Here is a 17,332-nt window from a genome sequence, read left to right as displayed (position 1 = left end):
TTTTGTTTTTAGTATTGATAAACAAATTGTTTCAAGGCATCCTCGCCCCATTTTTCCGCCTGTTTAAGCAAAATGCCAGCACAAGCTTCACTATCTGACAGGGCATTATGGTGATGCCACAAATCTACCGCCAAATCTGCCGAGACGGTATCGAGTTTATGATTGGGCAAATCGGGCTGCAAATTGCGGCTGGTGGTTAAGGAGTCGATTACCAAATAGTGCGGTGCGGTAATATTGTAGCGGGCCAGCGATTCTTGCAAAACATTGGTATCAAAGCGGGCATTGTGGGCTGCTACCAGCATTCCAGGGCGAAAAAGACCACTGATTTTAGGCCACACTTCGGCCATAGTTGGGGCATCGGCCACATCTTCAGCAGTAATTTGGTGGACTTTTATATTGTTGCTGTCAAATGGCATTTGGGGGTTAATCACCGTGTAGAAGCGATCAACAATTTTATTTTCTCGCACCATCACGATCGCTAGAGAACAAGCACTTTCAGGATAACGATTGGCAGTTTCAAAATCCATGGCAATAAAATTCATAAAATTTGACTCCTTTGTTTAAAAATCAGTATAACACATGATGTATGGCGTGCGCTTATGCGGTAAAATAGGTAGGACTGATTAAAGGGAGGCATTTTTTTGAAGTTAATGGATTTAAAAGCATCTGGATACGATATTCGAACCGGGATGCCACTGAGTGAAGTGACCTTTACCAAGACCGGCGGTCCAGCAGAATATACGGCTTTCCCACGCTCAATTGCCGAGGTCAAGCAACTGCTGGAAGCTGCCAATGCTGACGGCCTTCCGCTAACGGTGATCGGCAATGCGTCAAATTTGATAATCAAAGATGGCGGTATTGCTGGTTTAGTCATGATTTTGACCAATTTAAACGAAATAAAGCTTTCCGGGAATACGGTAATTGCGCAAGCTGGTGCCAAAATTGTCGATGCGGCCTTTTATGGCGCCGAACATGGCTTATCTGGCTTGGAATTTGCCGCCGGCATCCCCGGTTCAGTTGGCGGTGGCGTTTTTATGAACGCTGGCGCTTATGGCGGCGAAGTGAAGGACTGCTTGGCAAGTGCGACGGTTTTAACTAGAAAGGGCGAGGTTAAGACTTATAGCAACCAGGAAATGCAGTTCGCCTATCGCCATTCTTATGTCCAAGAGAGTGGCGACATTGTTTTGTCGGCGACCTTTGAACTGAAACCGGGAGATAAATTAGCAATTTTGGATCAAATGCACTATTTAAATGCCTTGCGCCAATATAAACAGCCACTTGAATATCCATCATGCGGCTCAGTTTTCAAGCGGCCGACTGGCCACTATGTTGGACCAATGATTATCAAAGCTGGTTTGCAAGGCAAGCAAATAGGCGGAGCACAAGATTCAACCAAACACGCCGGCTTCATCGTCAACAAGGGTGGGGCAACGGCAACGGACTATTTGAATTTAATCCACCTGATTCAAAAGACGATTAAAGAAAAATATGATATCGATCTAAAAACCGAAGTCCGAATCATCGGAAAAGACCAATAAATTTCATAAAGTTGCAGGCCCAGACAGCTTGCGGCTTTTTTATTAAGGAGCAAGAAAAAGTGGAAATTATCAAGCTGCAAAATATTACCAAGCGCTATGATGATGGCTTTGTAGCGTTAAATGACATCAACTTGACAATTGAATCCGGCAAGTTTTATTCCTTGCTTGGTCCATCAGGCAGCGGCAAAACTACAATTTTGCGCATCATTGCTGGTTTTACCCAAGCCAGCAGCGGCCGCATTTATTTTAAAGGCAAGGACATGACCGAAGTGGACGCGGCCAAGCGCCCGATCAATACGGTTTTTCAAAATTATGCCTTATTTCCCCATTTGAATGTGTTTGAAAATGTGGCTTTTGGTTTAAAAATTAAGAAAAAGCCGGCCAAAGAAATTGCCCCAGCCGTAAATGAAGCCTTGCACTTGGTGCGCCTGGATGGTTACGCCCAACGGGAAATTGCTGAATTATCAGGTGGCCAGCAGCAGCGGGTAGCCATTGCCCGGGCAATTGTCAATCAACCGGAAGTTTTGTTGCTGGATGAATCCTTGTCAGCTTTAGATAAGCGCTTGCGCAAAGAAATGCAATTTGAATTGCGGGCTATTCAGAAAAAGTTAGGAATTACTTTTATTTTTGTCACTCACGATCAAGAAGAAGCCTTATCCATGTCAGATGAGATTTTTGTCCTAAATGATGGCGAAATCCAGCAAAACGGCAGTCCGGTAGATATTTATGATGAACCAGTCAATGATTTTGTTGCGCGCTTTATTGGCGATTCCAATATTTTGCCGGGCCGGATGATTCGCGACTTTGAAGTGGAATTTGCCAATCGCCATTTTAAATGTGCCGATGCGGGGATGCGTCCAAACGAAAAAGTGGAAGTGGTAATTCGGCCAGAAGACTTGGATGTCGTTGCGCCCGATCAAGGCAAGCTAGTGGTCCGCGCGCAAACCCAGCTCTTTTTAGGCGACCACTTTGAAATCAAAGCGATTGATTCCGATGAACATGAGTGGCTAGTGCATTCCACCAATAGCGTGCACTTAAACCAACCGTTAGGGCTGTTTTTCGACCCTGAAGATATCCATGTTATGCGGCTAAATGAAAGTCAGGAAGAATTTGATGCCCGCTTAGAACAATACGAGGACGATGATGATGAAAAACAATAAGCGCGTATTTTTTCTAGTGCCATACTTGCTCTGGATTGTCTTGTTTGTCATCTTGCCCTTGCTGCTGATTGGCTGGTATTCAATTACTGATACCAATGGCCACTTTACCTTGGAGAATTACCAACGCTTTTTTGGCAGCGGGACTTTTCTAAGAATGAGCTTAAATAGTCTGTGGTATGCCTTTTTGATTACTTTATTTACGCTGGTAATTTCCTATCCCGCCGCCTATCTTTTGACCAAAATGAAGCATCAGCAGTTTTGGCTTTTGCTGATCATCTTGCCCACATGGATTAATTTGCTCTTGAAGGCCTATGCTTTCATTGGGATTTTAGGGACTCACGGCATGGTTAACCAGTTCTTGCAGCTGTTTGGCCTTGGGCCGGTCAATATGCTGTTTACCAATTTTGCCTTTATTTTGGTAGCCGTGTATATTGAAATTCCCTTTATGATTTTGCCAATTTATAACGCCATTGCTGATATTAATCCGGCTGTAATTCAAGCCAGCGAAGACCTCGGGGCCAGCAAATGGCAGACATTCCGTTATGTGTTGTGGCCCTTGTCTTGGCCAGGAGTTGAAAGTGGCATCCAGGCAATCTTTATCCCCAGTCTGTCCTTGTTTATGTTAACGCGTCTGATTGGCGGCAATCGCGTCATCACTTTGGGGACTGCCATTGAAGAGTACTTTATGACCACGATGAATTGGAATATGGGGGCCACGATCGGGGTAATTTTAATTGTCATGATGATTGTGGTCATGCTGATCACCGGCCAGCGGAAAAAAGGGAGGACCAGAAAATGAAGCAGCGTCATTTAGGGGCTAGACTGTATTTAATTGTGTTGTTGCTAGTCTTATATTTGCCGATTTTTTATTTGATCTATTTTTCGTTCAGCAGCGGGCAAAACATGAATCATTTTCAGCATTTTACCTGGGAGCACTATCAGACTTTGTTCAATGATTCGCGTTTATTGGCAATTATGCTGCAAACTTTGCTGCTGGCCCTGTTAAGTGGGTTAATTGCAACCACTGTTGGTACATTTGGGGCAATTGCCATTGAAGCAGCGAGGTCTAAACGGGAAAAAAGCAGCTTGCTAGCTTTAAACAATGTCTTGATGGTGTCGCCAGATGTCATTATTGGGGCTAGTTTCTTGATATTTTTTACGGCCTTAGGGTTAAGTTTAAACTTTGGCTCAGTCCTGCTTAGCCATGTGGCGTTTTCGATTCCAATCGTGGTCTTAATGGTCTTGCCCCGGATAAAAGAAATGGACGCCACTTTGATTGATGCGGCTAAAGATTTAGGGGCGAGCAGCTACCAAGTCTTTAGTCAGGTGCTGATTCCCGCCATCATGCCCGGGATTTTGGCCGGCTTTTTTATGGCCTTAACCTATTCCTTGGATGACTTTGCAGTTACTTTTTTCGTAACCGGGAATGGTTTTACCACCTTGTCGGTCGAAATCTATTCGCGGGCCCGGCAGGGGATCGACTTGGAGGTTAATGCCCTCAGTGCCATCATTTTCTTGGTGGTGTTAATTGGGGTCTTAATCTATTACTTCTTGTCGGTTAGAAGCAGCCGCACCAAGCATAATCGCAGAATTGGGGTGAAGCTATGAAAAAACTGCTGTGGGGCATAAGTGCTATTTTGTTAGTCTGCTTGGGCTTGTGGGGACTATCAAACAAATTGCTGCAGTCAAGTGCAGCTAGCGGAAATCATAAATTGATTATTTACAACTGGGGCGATTATATTGATCCAGATTTAATCAGCAAATTTGAAAAGCAAACCGGCTACCGGGTTACTTATCAGACTTTTGATTCAAATGAAGCCATGTATACCAAAATTAAGCAAGGCGGCACAGCTTATGATTTGGCGGTTCCGAGTGAATATATGGTCACCAAGCTGCGAAAAGCTGGTTTATTGGAAAAGCTTGATCTGAGTAAAATCCCCAATCGCAAATACCTGGGCAAAAACTTTATTCATCAGTCTTTTGACCCCCAGAATGAATATTCCTTGCCATACTTTTGGGGGACTTTGGGCATTATCTACAATGATAAATTCGTCAAAGCCGGGTCAATTACTAGTTGGAACGATTTGTGGAATAAAAAATATCGGCACAACATCCTGTTAGTAGATTCGGCTCGTGACATTATGGGCCTGTCTTTAGCTTCTTTGGGTTATTCGATGAATACCACGAATACGATTGAGCTCCACTTGGCCAAAACCAAATTAGATAATTTGGGCAGCAACGTCAAAGCAATCATTGCTGATGAACTGAAGATGTACATGATTCAAAATGAAGCGGCAATTGGGGTCACTTGGTCAGGTGAAGCTAGCGAGATGCTAGCAGCTAATAAGCATCTGCATTATGTCGTACCTAAGCCTTACTCAAATTTGTGGTTTGATAATTTTGTCGTCCCTAAGACTGCCAAGAACCCTCAAGCTGCGTATGCTTTCATTAACTTTATGCTGGATCCTAAAAATGCGGCCCAAAACGCTGAATATGTCGGTTATGCGACGCCGGTTGAAGCGGCTTTGAAATATTTGCCTAAGTCGGTGCGGGATGATAAGCAATTTTATCCGGACCGAAAATTGGTAAAGCGCTTAGAAGTGTTTAAAGATTTAAGCAAAAGCAAAGTTCAAGAATATAATGACCTATTTCTGGAATTCAAAATGTATGTACACTAGGAAATTGGTATAATGTTTCCTAGGGAGGGACGCGATGAATTTTAACATTGAAAATATTTTTACCTGGGCCAATTTCAGCATTTTGCTGGATGTTTTGATAATTTGGTACTTGGTATATCGCTTAATTTTATTAATTAAGGGTACTAAGGCTGTTCAATTGGCAAAAGGGATTGTCTTTATTTTTGCGGCCCGTATTTTGGCTAGCCTGCTTTCGCTTAATGCGGTCGGATATCTGGTCGACCAACTGGTTTCATGGTCAGTTATTGCCTGCATTGTGATTTTTCAGCCTGAAATCAGACGCGGCTTGGAACGCTTAGGTCGCCTGCCATGGTTCAATGGTAAGGAAGAGTCGGCTAGAGATGAGCAATTACGTTTTATCAAAGAAATTGATAAGGCAGTGCAATATATGTCTAAACGGCGGATCGGGGCCTTAATTACGATTCAACAAGACACCGGGCTGGATGAATATGTTGAAACCGGGATTAAACTTGATGCCGAAGTTACGGGCGATTTGCTGATCAACATTTTCATCCCCAACACGCCGCTGCATGACGGTGCGGTTATTATTTCCGGCGGCCGAGTTGCGGTTGCTGCCGCTTATTTGCCGCTCTCAGACAACAATATGATTCCTAAACGTCTAGGCACCAGGCACCGCGCCGCAGTAGGGATTTCAGAAGTAACGGATGCGATCACGGTGGTTGTTTCTGAAGAAACCGGGGGCGTGACGATTACCAGAAACGGTAATTTTATGGTTGACATGACGCGAGATGAGTATCTGAAGTACCTGACGCAAGAATTGGTGCCTAAAGATGAACCCAAAGTGGCTTGGTATCACCGTTTGTTGGGCAAATTTTGGAAATGGGGTGCTGATAAGTGAAAAAGTTTTGGCAGAGCAATACCATGCTAAAGCTGGTGTCTTTGGTGATTGCAATTTTGCTGGTGATTTATATTGACACCACCCAGACAGGCTTTGTAACCCAAGGCGAAAGCAATAAAACCAAACAAACAGCCACAGAAACCCAAACTATGAAAACCAACTTGCAGGTTTCGGTTGATACGGATAAATATTATGTCACTGGTTACCCGGAAAAAATCAAATTAACGATTGAAGGTTCCAGCAGTTTGGTAACTTCAACCGTTAATACGCAGGCGTTTAGAGCTTATATTGATTTGACCAAGCTAGGGGTGGGCAAACATAAAGTTCGTGTCCAAGTAACTGGCTTGTCCAAGCAATTGTCCTACTATGTCAAACCGCAAACAGTGACAGTTAATATTCAGCGGCGAAAATCAAGAACGCTGCCAGTCCAAATAGAGTATAATAAAAATAATGTGGCCAGCGGATACGACCAGGAAACAGCCACTGTAAGCCCGTCAACCGTTGAGGTATCAGGGCCTAAGAGCGAAGTTAACCGGGTCAGCCAGATTGTGGCAAAATTAAATGTCCCTAATGGTTTGAACCGGACTTATTCGCGGACTGTGATTTTGGTGGCCGAGGATAAGAACGGGCAGCAGCTTAATGTCAATATTTCGCCGTCAACGGCGCAAGTGAAATTGCCCCTTAGCGTCAGCAAGAAGACGGTGAAGCTTAAGCTGAATCCGCGTAACGAGAAGAGCAATAAAGTCTATTCACTGACTGCAAAACAAACCAAGGTAACGGTTTATGGCAAAAAATCAGTAATTTCCAAACTCAAACAGTTGACCGTTAATGTTGACCTGGCTCATATTAATGCTTCAACGACGCAGAGTTTTCCAATTACTTTGCCGTCTGGAGTCGCACGGACTGATCCAGCCAATGTGAATATTCAGATTAAGGTTAAAGATTCATCTGCTACAAAAAATAGCGATTAAGTCTAAGACTAAACTTTAGAGAGGTTTTTATATGTTGAAATATTTTGGTACCGATGGCGTACGTGGTGTTGCTAATTCTGGTTTAACACCTGAAATGGCTTTTAAACTTGGCCGCGATGGTGGTTATATCTTAACTAAGAACAAGCAAGATGATAAGCAGGCAAAGGTTCTGGTTAGCCGCGACACGCGTATTTCCGGCCAAATGCTGGAATCTGCTTTGATTTCTGGCTTATTGTCAGTTGGGATTGAAGTGCTTGAGTGTGGCGTAATTACCACTCCGGGCCTATCATACCTGGTTAGAGCACAAGGTGCCGATGCCGGAGTCCAAATCTCGGCTTCCCACAACCCGGTTGAAGATAACGGGATTAAGTTCTTTGGTAGCGATGGCTTGAAGCTGTCAGATGCCCTGGAAGAAGAAATTGAACAATTGATCGATGCTCCGCAAGACAATCTGCCTCGTCCTTCGGCTGAAGGGTTAGGAACAATTACCGATTTCCATGAAGGTGCCAGCAAGTACTTGCAGTTCTTGGAAAACACGGTTCCAGTTGAACTGGACGGCATTAAAGTGGTAATTGATGGTGCCAACGGTGCAGCAAGTGCCTTGATTTCTCGCTTGTTTGCTGACTGCGGAGTTGACTTTACCACCATTGCCACTCATCCGAATGGCTTAAACATTAACGACCATTGCGGAGCTACGCATACGGAACGCTTGCAAGCAGAAGTTGTCAAGCAAGGTGCCGATTTAGGTTTAGCCTTTGATGGCGACGCCGACCGGTGCATTGCGGTTGATGAAAATGGTCATGAAGTTGATGGTGACCACATCATGTACGTAATCGGCAGCTACTTGCAAGACCATGGTCGTTTGAAGAAAGATACGATTGTTACCACGGTGATGTCTAACCTGGGCTTTACCAAGGCCTTGGAACGTCGGGGAATCAAGAATATTCGGACCCAAGTTGGTGACCGTTACGTTTCAGAAGAAATGCGGGCCAATGGCTATGTTTTAGGCGGCGAACAATCAGGTCACGTCATTATTGCTGATTACCACAACACTGGTGACGGGATGTTGACTGGTTTGCATTTGATGCTGGTGATGAAGAAGACCGGCAAGAAGTTGACTGAATTATTAGCTGATTTTAAAGAATACCCACAATGTTTAGTTAACGTACCAGTTAAGGACAAGCAAAGCTGGAAGGAACATCAACCAATTTTAGACGCCATTAAGGCCGTTGAAGCTGACATGGGCGATGAAGGACGCGTTTTGGTTCGTCCATCTGGTACCCAAGCGCTTTTGCGCGTAATGGCTGAAGGTCCAACCCAAGAACAAACTGATGCCTGGGTTGATCAAATTGTCCAAGTCGTTAAGACTGAAATGGGCGCATAATCATACCAAAAACGGACTGCTTGAGCAGCCCGTTTTTTATTGACTGCAGCTATTGGTCTACACCTATACCAAAAACTGGTAAAAAGGGTTGACCAATTTTTAATAAAAGGCTATGATTGCACTTGTAACAATAAATATAACGCTAGTACAAGTAAGCACATTGTACTAGACCAAAAGGAGCAAAAGCTATGTGTGGAATTGTTGGTATTGTCGGAAAACCGGCTAGAGAAATTATTTTAAGCGGCCTTAAGAATTTGGAATACCGTGGCTACGATTCAGCTGGTATTTACTTAAACGACCTAGCTGGTCATGAATACTTGACCAAGGCAGTTGGCCGAATTGCTAACCTTGAAGAAAAATTGACTCCAGACGAACAAGGGCTGGTTGGAATTGGTCACACTCGTTGGGCTACTCACGGCAAGCCAACAGTTGACAATGCTCACCCACAATTTGACGAAACCAATCGTTTCTACTTGGTTCACAACGGCGTGATTGAAAACTACCGGGAATTAAAGGACAAGTACTTAGCTGGCGTTAAGTTCAAGTCAGATACTGATACTGAAGTAATTGTTCAATTGATCTCCAAAGTGGCCCGTGACGAAAAGCTCGACGCATTTACCGCCTTTAAGAAAGTTTTGAAAGAAGTTCGCGGCTCATATGCTTTCTTGTTAATTGACAATACTGAACCTGACCACATCTTTATTGCCAAGAATAAATCGCCAATGATGCTTGGTTTAGGCGATGGGTTCAATATCATCGCTTCAGATGCTTTGTCAGTCTTAGACCAAACCAAGAAATTCGTTGATTTGCAAGATGGGGATGTGGCTGACGTTACCAAAGACAGCTACAAGATCGAAACCATTGACGGTGAAGCAGTAGAACGGACGCCACATGTTTTGGATATTGACCCTAACGCTGCTTCCAAGGGTACCTATGAATTTTACATGCTCAAGGAAATTGATGAACAACCTGGCGTGATGCGGAAGTTGTCCCAAGACTACTTGGATGTTAATGGCGAACCAGTCTTAGACCAAAAGATTGTGGACGCTGTCAGTGAAGCTGACCGGCTGTACATTTATGCTGCAGGGACTTCATATAATGCTGGTTTAGTCGGAAAAGAATTCTTTGAAAAGTTAACGGGCATTCCAACCGAAGTTGGTTTAGCTTCTGAAGTTGGTTATCACTTCCCAATGCTTTCCAAGAAGCCATTCTTCATCTTTTTGACTCAATCAGGGGAAACTGCTGATTCACGGGTAGTTTTGAAAGAAGCTAACAAGCGCGGCATTCCATCCTTGACCTTAACCAATGTGCAAGGATCAACTTTATCACGGGAAGCTGATTACACGATTTTGCTGGAAGCTGGTCCTGAAATCGCCGTTGCTTCAACCAAGGCCTACACCGCCCAATTGGCAGTGCAAGTTATTTTAGCTAAGGCTGTTGGTGAAAAGCTAGGCGTTAAAGCTGCTAAAGACTTCCCACTGAAAAAGCAATTAGCCTTGGCTGCTGAAGGAATGCAACAGATTGTCGACGGCAAGGCTAAATTTGATGAATTAGCAAGCGACTATCTGATCAAGTCGCGCAACGCCTTCTACATTGGTCGGGGAATCGATTATGCCGTTTCACTTGAAGGTGCTTTGAAGTTAAAGGAAGTTTCATACATTCAAACTGAAGGCTTCGCTGCAGCCGAATTGAAGCATGGAACCATTTCTTTGATCGAAAAAGGCACGCCAGTAATTGCCCTAATTAATGATCCGGTAACGGCTGAATTAACTCGTGGCAATATTCGTGAAGTTGAATCACGGGGAGCCCATGTAATTTCAATTGTCAGCCATGACTTGGCTCAAGCTGGCGATACGGTCGTTTTGCCGAAGATTGATTACTTGATGAGTGCCTTCTTAACGGTAGTACCAGCACAACTCTTGGCTTACTTTGCTTCTAAGAACAAGGGCTTGGATGTCGATAAGCCTCGTAACTTGGCTAAGAGTGTAACCGTCGAATAAATAGCTTTTATTGAGAAAAGAGATTAAAGTCGCGAGGAGTCGCGACTTTTTTGTATAATAGAGAATAGTGATTAAAAGGAAGGTGAAAACATGGCAATAAAAATGTTGGCTTTAGACCTAGATGGCACCTTGTTAACCAGTCAGCGGGTAATTGACCCGGAAACGGCTAAATACTTGGCCCAAGTTGCCAAAACGGGCGTAAAAGTCGTGTTAACTTCTGGTCGGCCTTTAAGTGGCGTAATGCCTTTTGAAGAAGAGCTTGGCCTTTCTGGTCGCGGCAATTATGCCATAGTGTTTAATGGGGCCGTTATTCAGGCGCTTGACGGACACGAGATGATGAGTCAGAATCTGGATTACCATGATTTTCAAGCGATGAAACGGGTAGCTCGATTGGCTGACGTTAATACGACTTTTGAAACTACCCATGGTTTTTACACTTATGATCGCCACTTGGGGGTCCAACAAATGTTGGATGCCGTTTTTACGCGCAACACGCTTGACGTACTTGAAAAAGAAGCTTTCCCCCAGGACTTTACCTTTAACAAGGCTGGTTTTACCTGTCAGCGCGAGAGCGATGAAATTGAGAAAATGTGGCAGGCCCTGCCGGAGTGGGTCTTTGATCGCTACAATGTGGTTAGGTCGTATCATCACGTCATTGAAATCGGCCCGCAAGGAACCAGTAAGGGTCTGGCAGTTAGCATCTTAGCTGCCAATCTTGGCTTGAGCGAAAATGAAGTTGCGGTCTTTGGCGACCAGGGCAACGATCTGTCCATGTTTGAAAATCCTAACTTTTATAAGGTAGCGATGGGGAATGCCATCGAGGCCATTAAGGCCCAAGCCGATTATGTTACCACTGATCATGACGATCATGGAGTTTTAAAAGCTGTTAAAAAATTGGTTGAATGATGAAGATAAAATTGATTGCGACCGATTTAGATGGAACGCTGCTGCAATCAGACCATCAAATTGGTAAAAAGACGCGCCAAACATTAATGAAATTAGCTCAAAAGGGCGTTAAAATTGTGCCTGCCTCTGGCCGGCCCTTGACCGGGGTCTTGCCGTATACTGAAAAATTAGGACTGGCAGGGAAGCAAAATTATGCCGTCTTGTTCAATGGAGCCGTCGTGCAGAACTTGGCTGGGAAGAGTTTGATTCGCCATCAGCTAACTTTCTCCGATGCCGAGGGGATGTTAAAGCTGCAAAAAAAGGCCCCCAGCAATTTACATTTCATGCGGGAAGACCGTTTTTACACCTTAGATCACGAATTGTCGATCCAGATGGGAAAAACCGTTTTTCTCAATCGAATGAAGATCAAAATTATGGATCAGTTGCCAACTGATTTTTCTTATCTCAAAGCCGAATTTACTGGTGAAGGTCCTGAGATGGATCGACTGGGAAAAGAATTTCCAGCATGGCTTTATGAGAAATATAATGTTGCGCGGACTGATCCCATGATCTGGGAGATTAATGAACGGCGGGCGTCAAAAGGCATGGCGGTACATGAACTGGCGCAGCTGTTAGGGATTAGCGACCAAGAAGTCGTTGTCTTTGGCGACCAGGGCAATGATTTATCCATGTTTGAAAATCCTAATTTTTATAAGGTGGCAATGGGTAATGCCATTGATGAACTAAAGGAAAAGGCCAATTTTGTAACTCGCAATAATGATGACGAAGGTATTAGTTATGCGTTAGAAAGGCTCGTGACAGAAGATGGAAATGAGTAAGACGGCCGCTGCTGATCAGAGTAAAGCAGTTACGGCTGAATCCATTACCGAGGCTGAATGGGAAGTAATGCGGATTGTCTGGACCCTGGGTCAAACGAATGCCGGCAAGATTATCGAACAGCTGCAAATTAAGCATCACTGGTCGGAATCCACGATCAAGACCTTGATGCGCCGTTTGGTCAATAAGGGAATGCTGGCCACGCAAAGAGACGGTCACCGCTTTTTATACAGTGCAACTTGCAGTCAAGCCCAAACCATGCTGCAGGTAACCGATTCGCTCTTTAATCGCATGTGTGACATGCATAAAGGGGGACTTTTGATTGACCTAATCAAAACGACGCCGCTGGCCAAAAAAGACATCCTTGCCTTGATCGACGAATTGGAAAAGCGCGTCGAGACAGCTCCTGCTTCTGTTCCTTGCGATTGCCTAGCTGATGGAAAGAAGGACCAATGTTGATCAGAAAAGAAGTTAGCATTGCCGGTTTTGCCTTTTTCGGCGGCTGTGCGCGTTTTCTGTTAACGGCTGCTTGGTCAGCAGCGGGAACCTTAATTAGCAATCTATTAGGCTGTTTTTTGCTGGCAGCGTTAACTTACTATGGCGTCAACACCATCAAAGGGATGCCAGACTGGCTGGCTGCTGGTTTAGGAACGGGCTTTGTTGGTGCTTTTACCACCTTTTCTAGTTTTAATTTAGACTTTTTAAAATTGCAGCAAGCCAATTCACCTTATGCCATGGCTTATTTGCTGGGATCAATCTTCCTCGGATTAGCGTGCGCTTATTTTGGTGCTTTTTGTGGCGAAAGGACAGCTAGATGGTTTGGTTAGCAGGAATTGGTGCCGCAATTGGCGCCGTATTAAGGTATGAAGTGACGTCGGTCGGCAAGAAGCTAGGTTGGGAATTTTGGATTACCGGTTTGATAAATTTATCTGGCGCCTTTTTGTTGGGCTTGTTATTTGGTCTGGGCAGCAGCAAGGGGATTTATGCATTTTTAGGAACCGGCATTCTTGGTGGCTACACTACTTTTTCGACAATGAATACAGAGCTGATCAGCTTGTTAAAGGGGCATGATTATCGCAATCTGCTTTATTACCTGCTCGTAACTTACTTAGGTGGGCTCTTGTTCGTATATGGTGGCTGGTATTTAGGAAGACTTTTATGAGAAAAACTTTGAAATGGATTCTGCGGTTATTTGCAGTATTAATTACCGTCGGGGTTATGTACACCATGACAAATGGACAAATTTCAGTCCACGTTGATAATACGCAAAAACTGGCAAAAAATGTTATTAAACATATTAAGAAAACCACGGATAGCAGTGAAGTCAAATTGACCTTGCAGTTCATTGAAGAAACTGGGCTAGAAGAAACCTATTTGAAAAAGCTGCCTGCTAAACTGGCAATGAATTATTCATATATCGATATTTATCGCGCCACCCAAAATTTTCAAAAACATGGCAAATTAACTGAAAAGGATTTGGGGCTAACTGGTTCGACCAGCCTGGAAAAAATTCTGAATCAGATGATTGTGCTTGAAGTCAATAAACGGGTTAAACGCAGCGATCCCAATGTTTATCATGCAATTACGGCTTACCAATATGCCATTTATTTGGTTTTAGGGCTGTACTTGTTAACAGCGGTCTTAATGTTGTTTGGGCGCAAGTGGGCTTCTTTGCCTCTGGTCTTGAGTACTGGCGGTCTTTTTGCCTGCTTGTATGAATTAAGTCAAAAGACCAATGAATGGCTAAGCGGAACTTATTTAGCACCAATCAAAGTTTCGCTGTCACCCCAATTATATTTTGGCTTGATTGTGGGCCTAGTTTTAGCCGTTGTTTGGCCAATCGGGGTTGAATTAGTGCACAGAAGAGAACGTCAACAAACCACCCAAGCCGAACAAAAGTAAAAAATTAGCCAAAGCAGCCGTTGGGCTGTTTTTTTGTAAACAAAATTTTTGACTAGCCAGACGATAACGTGTTAATTTGTAATTCGCTAATATTTTAAACTGATAAAAAAGGTGATTAGATGGAATTGCGTTTAGTAAAGCCAAATGAGTTGGACCAGGCAATGGCAATCATTAACGATGCCAAACAACATTTAGCCGATCAAGGCGTTGATCAATGGCAAACCGGTTATCCAGATGAAGGTCATATCAAGGCCGATATCGACAAAAAAGCAGCTTATTTTGTAACTGATGGGATAGACTTGTTGGGTTATGTTTGTGCCGATTTTTCCGGCGAACCAGCATATGAAAAGCTTCAAGGAACCTGGCAAACGAGCGACCAGTACGTAGTAATCCATCGCTTGGCCTTTTCCGAAAAGGCTCGGGGGCGTGGCTTGAGCAGCACGGTTTTCCAATTAGTCGAAAAATTGGCCCTAGCCAGCGGCGTGACCGCTTTACGAGTTGATACCGATCCTGAAAATTACAAGATGCAGCATATCATTGAGAAAAACGGTTTTAGCTATCGGGGTCGCATTTGGTTTGATGGCGGCGAAAAAGTCGCCTATGACAAGGTGTTGACCGCTTAGGAAAAACAAGTGGTATAATTACCTACTGTTACGTTATTCCGAATAAAAAGGGTGTGAACAATGAAAAAAATTGTTTTCGTATGTCACGGCAATATTTGTCGCTCGCCAATGGCTGAGTTTGTCCTGAAACAACTGGCAGCTCAGCGCGGGGTTAGCGATCAGTTATTGATTGAATCACGGGCAACGACCAGTGATGAGATTGGGGCTGGCGGCTTAGGTCATCCCATGGATGTGCGCGCCGAGCGGCAGCTAACCAAGGAACATGTTCCTTATACCAAGCATCAGGCACAGCTTTTAGTCCAGTCTGATTATCAAAAATATGATCTTTTGATTTGCATGGATGAGGAAAACTTCCTTGATATGAATCGCATAACGGCTGGAGATCCTGAGCGCAAAGAACACAAGCTCTTGGAATATGCCGGCAAGTATCGTGATATTGATGACCCTTGGTATACGAATGACTTCCAGACTGCTTTTGATGATATCAAGAGCGGGTGCGAAGGTTTGATGCGGGAACTTTTTGACAATGCGGAGTAAAGAGATGGAGATTTGGTTATTTCTAGGATTAATCCTCCTGGTGGCATATTTTGGACATAATCAGTCCTTGTTGATTGCCACGGGGGTGGTAATGGTGTTAAAACTCATTCCGTTTACGGCAAAATGGCTGCCCACCATTGAAGCCAAGGGGATTAATTGGGGCGTAACCATTATTTCGATTGCGATTTTAGTGCCGATTGCAACTGGTAAAATTGGCTTTAGCGATCTGCTTAACGCTTTTAAAACGCCAGCAGGCTGGATTGCCGTTTTGATGGGAATTGCGGTGGCTATTTTATCAAAATATGGGGTTAACCAATTGGCTAATGTTCCGCAAGTCACGGTAGCCCTGGTTTTGGGAACAATTATCGGCGTGGTTGCTTTTAAAGGGGTGGCAGCTGGACCGGTGATAGCCAGTGGCATGACTTATGTGATAATTACTTTATTAAATTTGCATTTTTAAATAGCAAAAACGACCAGAAATTAATCTGGCCGTTTTTTATGTTTTGCCAAACGCCTTGCGCCGGTCTTATTGCAAATTCTTGATATGCTTTTTGATAAGCAGCGAAACCACCAACGAAATTAAGTCAATGATCATAAATACGATCAAAGTTACGTTGTAGCTTCCAAGTACTTGGTGGGTATATGAAAGGAGAACAGGACCGACGATCCCAGCTGCTGCCCAGGCAGTTAAAATATAGCCATGCAAGGCTCCTAGTTCAAGCGTCCCAAAGACGTCCCCCAGGTAAGCTGGAATGACGGAAAAACCAGCCCCGTAACAAGATAACAAGATACAGATGGCAATGCTGAAAATCAATTGTTGGTGGAGTAGCAAAATTAAAGCTAGACAAATGATATCAACAATAAAAATTAGGCTGTAGGTTTGCGGCCGTCCAAGAAAGTCAGACATGGTTGCCCAAACCAAACGACCAAAACCATTAAACAAGCCAATGATCCCAACCAAAATAGCAGCAATCCCAGCAGACATGCCAGTCATTTCTTGCCCCATTGGCGAAGCAGCGGAAACTAAACCAATTCCGGTGGTAATGTTGATGAAGAACATGAACCAAAGACCCCAAAAAACTGGCGTTTTGACCGCATCATTAGCTCGCATTTGCAAGCCGGTCGCTTCTTTGGGTTGGATGTGCTGCAAGTTTTCAGGCAATTCATTTGGACGGGGCCGTTTAATAAATTGCGCGGCCACGATCATCACAATGAAATAACAAGCGCCCAAGATAAAGAAGGTTTTTTCTAAGCCGACACTTGCCATTAATTTTTGGGCAATGGGACTGGTTACTAGGGCAGCAAAACCAAAGCCCATAATTGCCAACCCCGTAGCTAGGCCCCGTTTGTCAGGGAACCACTTGATGATGGTTGAAACGGGGGTGACGTAGCCAGAACCTAAACCTAGCCCTCCGATTACGCCATAGGTCAAATAGAGCAGCCATAATTGATTTGAATGGATAGCTAAGCCAGTACCCGCGATCCCGATTCCGAACAAAATCGCTGAGTTGGTGCCGGTAGTTGTGGGACCATATTTTTCAACGATTCGACCCATAAAGGCAGCGGACATGCCTAGGCAGAAAATAGCTAGTGAGAATGCAAAAGAGATTTGTGACTCGCTCCAACTGGTAGCGGCCATAATGGGTTTGCTAAAGACGCTCCAAGCATAAACTGAGCCGATCATCAAGTGGAACAAGACCCCACAAAGGGCGACTAGGTAACGGTTGTGTTTTTGCATTTTTACCTCCAGAATAGAACAAAAACTTCAAAGACCTCCTGTAACGTACGTTGCTTCTTGATATTATCAAGTAATAAAAGCTGGGCCAATGCACTTTTACTTGCGAAACACGAACTATAAGCTTTAACCGCTAGAGAGCCAAGGCATCAAAAAATTACAAAAATCATACAAGATGTTGTGCATGATTATGAATCGGCGCCAT

20 protein-coding genes are annotated in these 17,332 nt (G+C 44.0%); 18 read left to right on the top strand and 2 right to left on the bottom strand.

The window, feature by feature from the left end; all coding sequences use genetic code 11:
* Window positions 1-8 precede the first annotated feature (8 nt).
* Window positions 9-542, bottom strand: coding sequence for a 3'-5' exonuclease (locus KI210_RS05240; protein WP_212780844.1), 534 nt, complete (start codon window positions 540-542; stop codon window positions 9-11).
* Window positions 543-641: 99 nt separating this feature from the next.
* Here KI210_RS05240 and murB point away from each other — a divergent pair, with 99 nt between their 5' ends.
* From murB to KI210_RS05150, 18 genes are all read left to right on the top strand, one after another.
* Window positions 642-1,538 carry a UDP-N-acetylmuramate dehydrogenase gene (murB, locus tag KI210_RS05235; protein WP_212780843.1) on the top strand — a complete coding sequence of 299 codons (897 nt, stop codon included), beginning with the start codon at window positions 642-644 and terminating at the stop codon, window positions 1,536-1,538.
* Between the two features lie 59 nt (window positions 1,539-1,597).
* Window positions 1,598-2,698 carry an ABC transporter ATP-binding protein gene (locus KI210_RS05230; protein ID WP_212780842.1) on the top strand — a complete coding sequence of 367 codons (1,101 nt, stop codon included), beginning with the start codon at window positions 1,598-1,600 and terminating at the stop codon, window positions 2,696-2,698.
* A complete protein-coding gene (locus KI210_RS05225) occupies window positions 2,685-3,497 on the top strand; it encodes an ABC transporter permease (RefSeq protein ID WP_212780879.1) in 813 nt (270 codons plus the stop codon). The genes KI210_RS05230 and KI210_RS05225 overlap by 14 nt, the downstream gene beginning before the upstream one ends.
* Complete coding sequence (locus tag KI210_RS05220) at window positions 3,494-4,306, top strand: ABC transporter permease (protein ID WP_212780841.1); 813 nt, start codon at window positions 3,494-3,496, stop codon at window positions 4,304-4,306. The genes KI210_RS05225 and KI210_RS05220 overlap by 4 nt, the downstream gene beginning before the upstream one ends.
* Window positions 4,303-5,376: an ABC transporter substrate-binding protein gene (locus KI210_RS05215; RefSeq protein WP_212780840.1), complete on the top strand. Its 1,074-nt coding sequence runs from the start codon at window positions 4,303-4,305 to the stop codon at window positions 5,374-5,376. The genes KI210_RS05220 and KI210_RS05215 overlap by 4 nt, the downstream gene beginning before the upstream one ends.
* A gap of 34 nt (window positions 5,377-5,410) precedes the next feature.
* Window positions 5,411-6,253, top strand: a complete 843-nt coding sequence (gene cdaA, locus KI210_RS05210; protein ID WP_212780839.1) for a diadenylate cyclase CdaA — start codon at window positions 5,411-5,413, stop codon at window positions 6,251-6,253.
* On the top strand, window positions 6,250-7,224 hold the full coding sequence (locus tag KI210_RS05205; RefSeq protein WP_371870187.1) for a CdaR family protein: 975 nt from the start codon (window positions 6,250-6,252) through the stop codon (window positions 7,222-7,224). Before cdaA ends, KI210_RS05205 begins: the two co-directional genes overlap by 4 nt.
* Window positions 7,225-7,255: 31 nt before the next feature.
* On the top strand, window positions 7,256-8,608 hold the full coding sequence (glmM, locus tag KI210_RS05200) for a phosphoglucosamine mutase (RefSeq protein WP_212780838.1): 1,353 nt from the start codon (window positions 7,256-7,258) through the stop codon (window positions 8,606-8,608).
* A 188-nt stretch (window positions 8,609-8,796) separates the two neighbouring features.
* Window positions 8,797-10,608 carry a glutamine--fructose-6-phosphate transaminase (isomerizing) gene (gene glmS, locus KI210_RS05195; RefSeq protein ID WP_212780837.1) on the top strand — a complete coding sequence of 604 codons (1,812 nt, stop codon included), beginning with the start codon at window positions 8,797-8,799 and terminating at the stop codon, window positions 10,606-10,608.
* A 90-nt stretch (window positions 10,609-10,698) separates the two neighbouring features.
* On the top strand, window positions 10,699-11,514 hold the full coding sequence (locus KI210_RS05190) for a Cof-type HAD-IIB family hydrolase (RefSeq protein ID WP_212780836.1): 816 nt from the start codon (window positions 10,699-10,701) through the stop codon (window positions 11,512-11,514).
* Complete coding sequence (locus KI210_RS05185) at window positions 11,514-12,332, top strand: Cof-type HAD-IIB family hydrolase (RefSeq protein ID WP_212780877.1); 819 nt, start codon at window positions 11,514-11,516, stop codon at window positions 12,330-12,332. The genes KI210_RS05190 and KI210_RS05185 overlap by 1 nt, the downstream gene beginning before the upstream one ends.
* Window positions 12,325-12,789: a CopY/TcrY family copper transport repressor gene (locus KI210_RS05180; RefSeq protein WP_212780835.1), complete on the top strand. Its 465-nt coding sequence runs from the start codon at window positions 12,325-12,327 to the stop codon at window positions 12,787-12,789. The genes KI210_RS05185 and KI210_RS05180 overlap by 8 nt, the downstream gene beginning before the upstream one ends.
* Entirely contained in the window at window positions 12,783-13,157 is a 375-nt protein-coding gene (locus KI210_RS05175; protein ID WP_212780834.1) for a fluoride efflux transporter FluC, read from the top strand. The genes KI210_RS05180 and KI210_RS05175 overlap by 7 nt, the downstream gene beginning before the upstream one ends.
* Window positions 13,145-13,492, top strand: a complete 348-nt coding sequence (gene crcB / locus KI210_RS05170; RefSeq protein ID WP_212780833.1) for a fluoride efflux transporter CrcB — start codon at window positions 13,145-13,147, stop codon at window positions 13,490-13,492. The genes KI210_RS05175 and crcB overlap by 13 nt, the downstream gene beginning before the upstream one ends.
* Window positions 13,489-14,232, top strand: a complete 744-nt coding sequence (locus KI210_RS05165) for a hypothetical protein (protein WP_212780832.1) — start codon at window positions 13,489-13,491, stop codon at window positions 14,230-14,232. The genes crcB and KI210_RS05165 overlap by 4 nt, the downstream gene beginning before the upstream one ends.
* A 119-nt stretch (window positions 14,233-14,351) precedes the next feature.
* Window positions 14,352-14,855: a GNAT family N-acetyltransferase gene (locus tag KI210_RS05160; protein WP_212780831.1), complete on the top strand. Its 504-nt coding sequence runs from the start codon at window positions 14,352-14,354 to the stop codon at window positions 14,853-14,855.
* A 60-nt stretch (window positions 14,856-14,915) separates the two neighbouring features.
* Window positions 14,916-15,392: a low molecular weight protein-tyrosine-phosphatase gene (locus KI210_RS05155; RefSeq protein ID WP_212780830.1), complete on the top strand. Its 477-nt coding sequence runs from the start codon at window positions 14,916-14,918 to the stop codon at window positions 15,390-15,392.
* A gap of 4 nt (window positions 15,393-15,396) precedes the next feature.
* On the top strand, window positions 15,397-15,852 hold the full coding sequence (locus KI210_RS05150) for a DUF441 domain-containing protein (protein WP_212780829.1): 456 nt from the start codon (window positions 15,397-15,399) through the stop codon (window positions 15,850-15,852).
* 66 nt (window positions 15,853-15,918) lie between these two features.
* On the opposite strand, the gene KI210_RS05145 is transcribed toward KI210_RS05150, so the two are convergent.
* Entirely contained in the window at window positions 15,919-17,130 is a 1,212-nt protein-coding gene (locus KI210_RS05145; RefSeq protein WP_246487322.1) for an L-lactate MFS transporter, read from the bottom strand.
* Between the last annotated feature and the right edge of the window lie 202 nt (window positions 17,131-17,332).

This window comes from Lactobacillus corticis (assembly GCF_018327645.1).
GTDB classification, from domain to species: domain Bacteria; phylum Bacillota; class Bacilli; order Lactobacillales; family Lactobacillaceae; genus Lactobacillus; species Lactobacillus corticis.
This window is presented reverse-complemented; position numbering and strand designations above follow the sequence as displayed.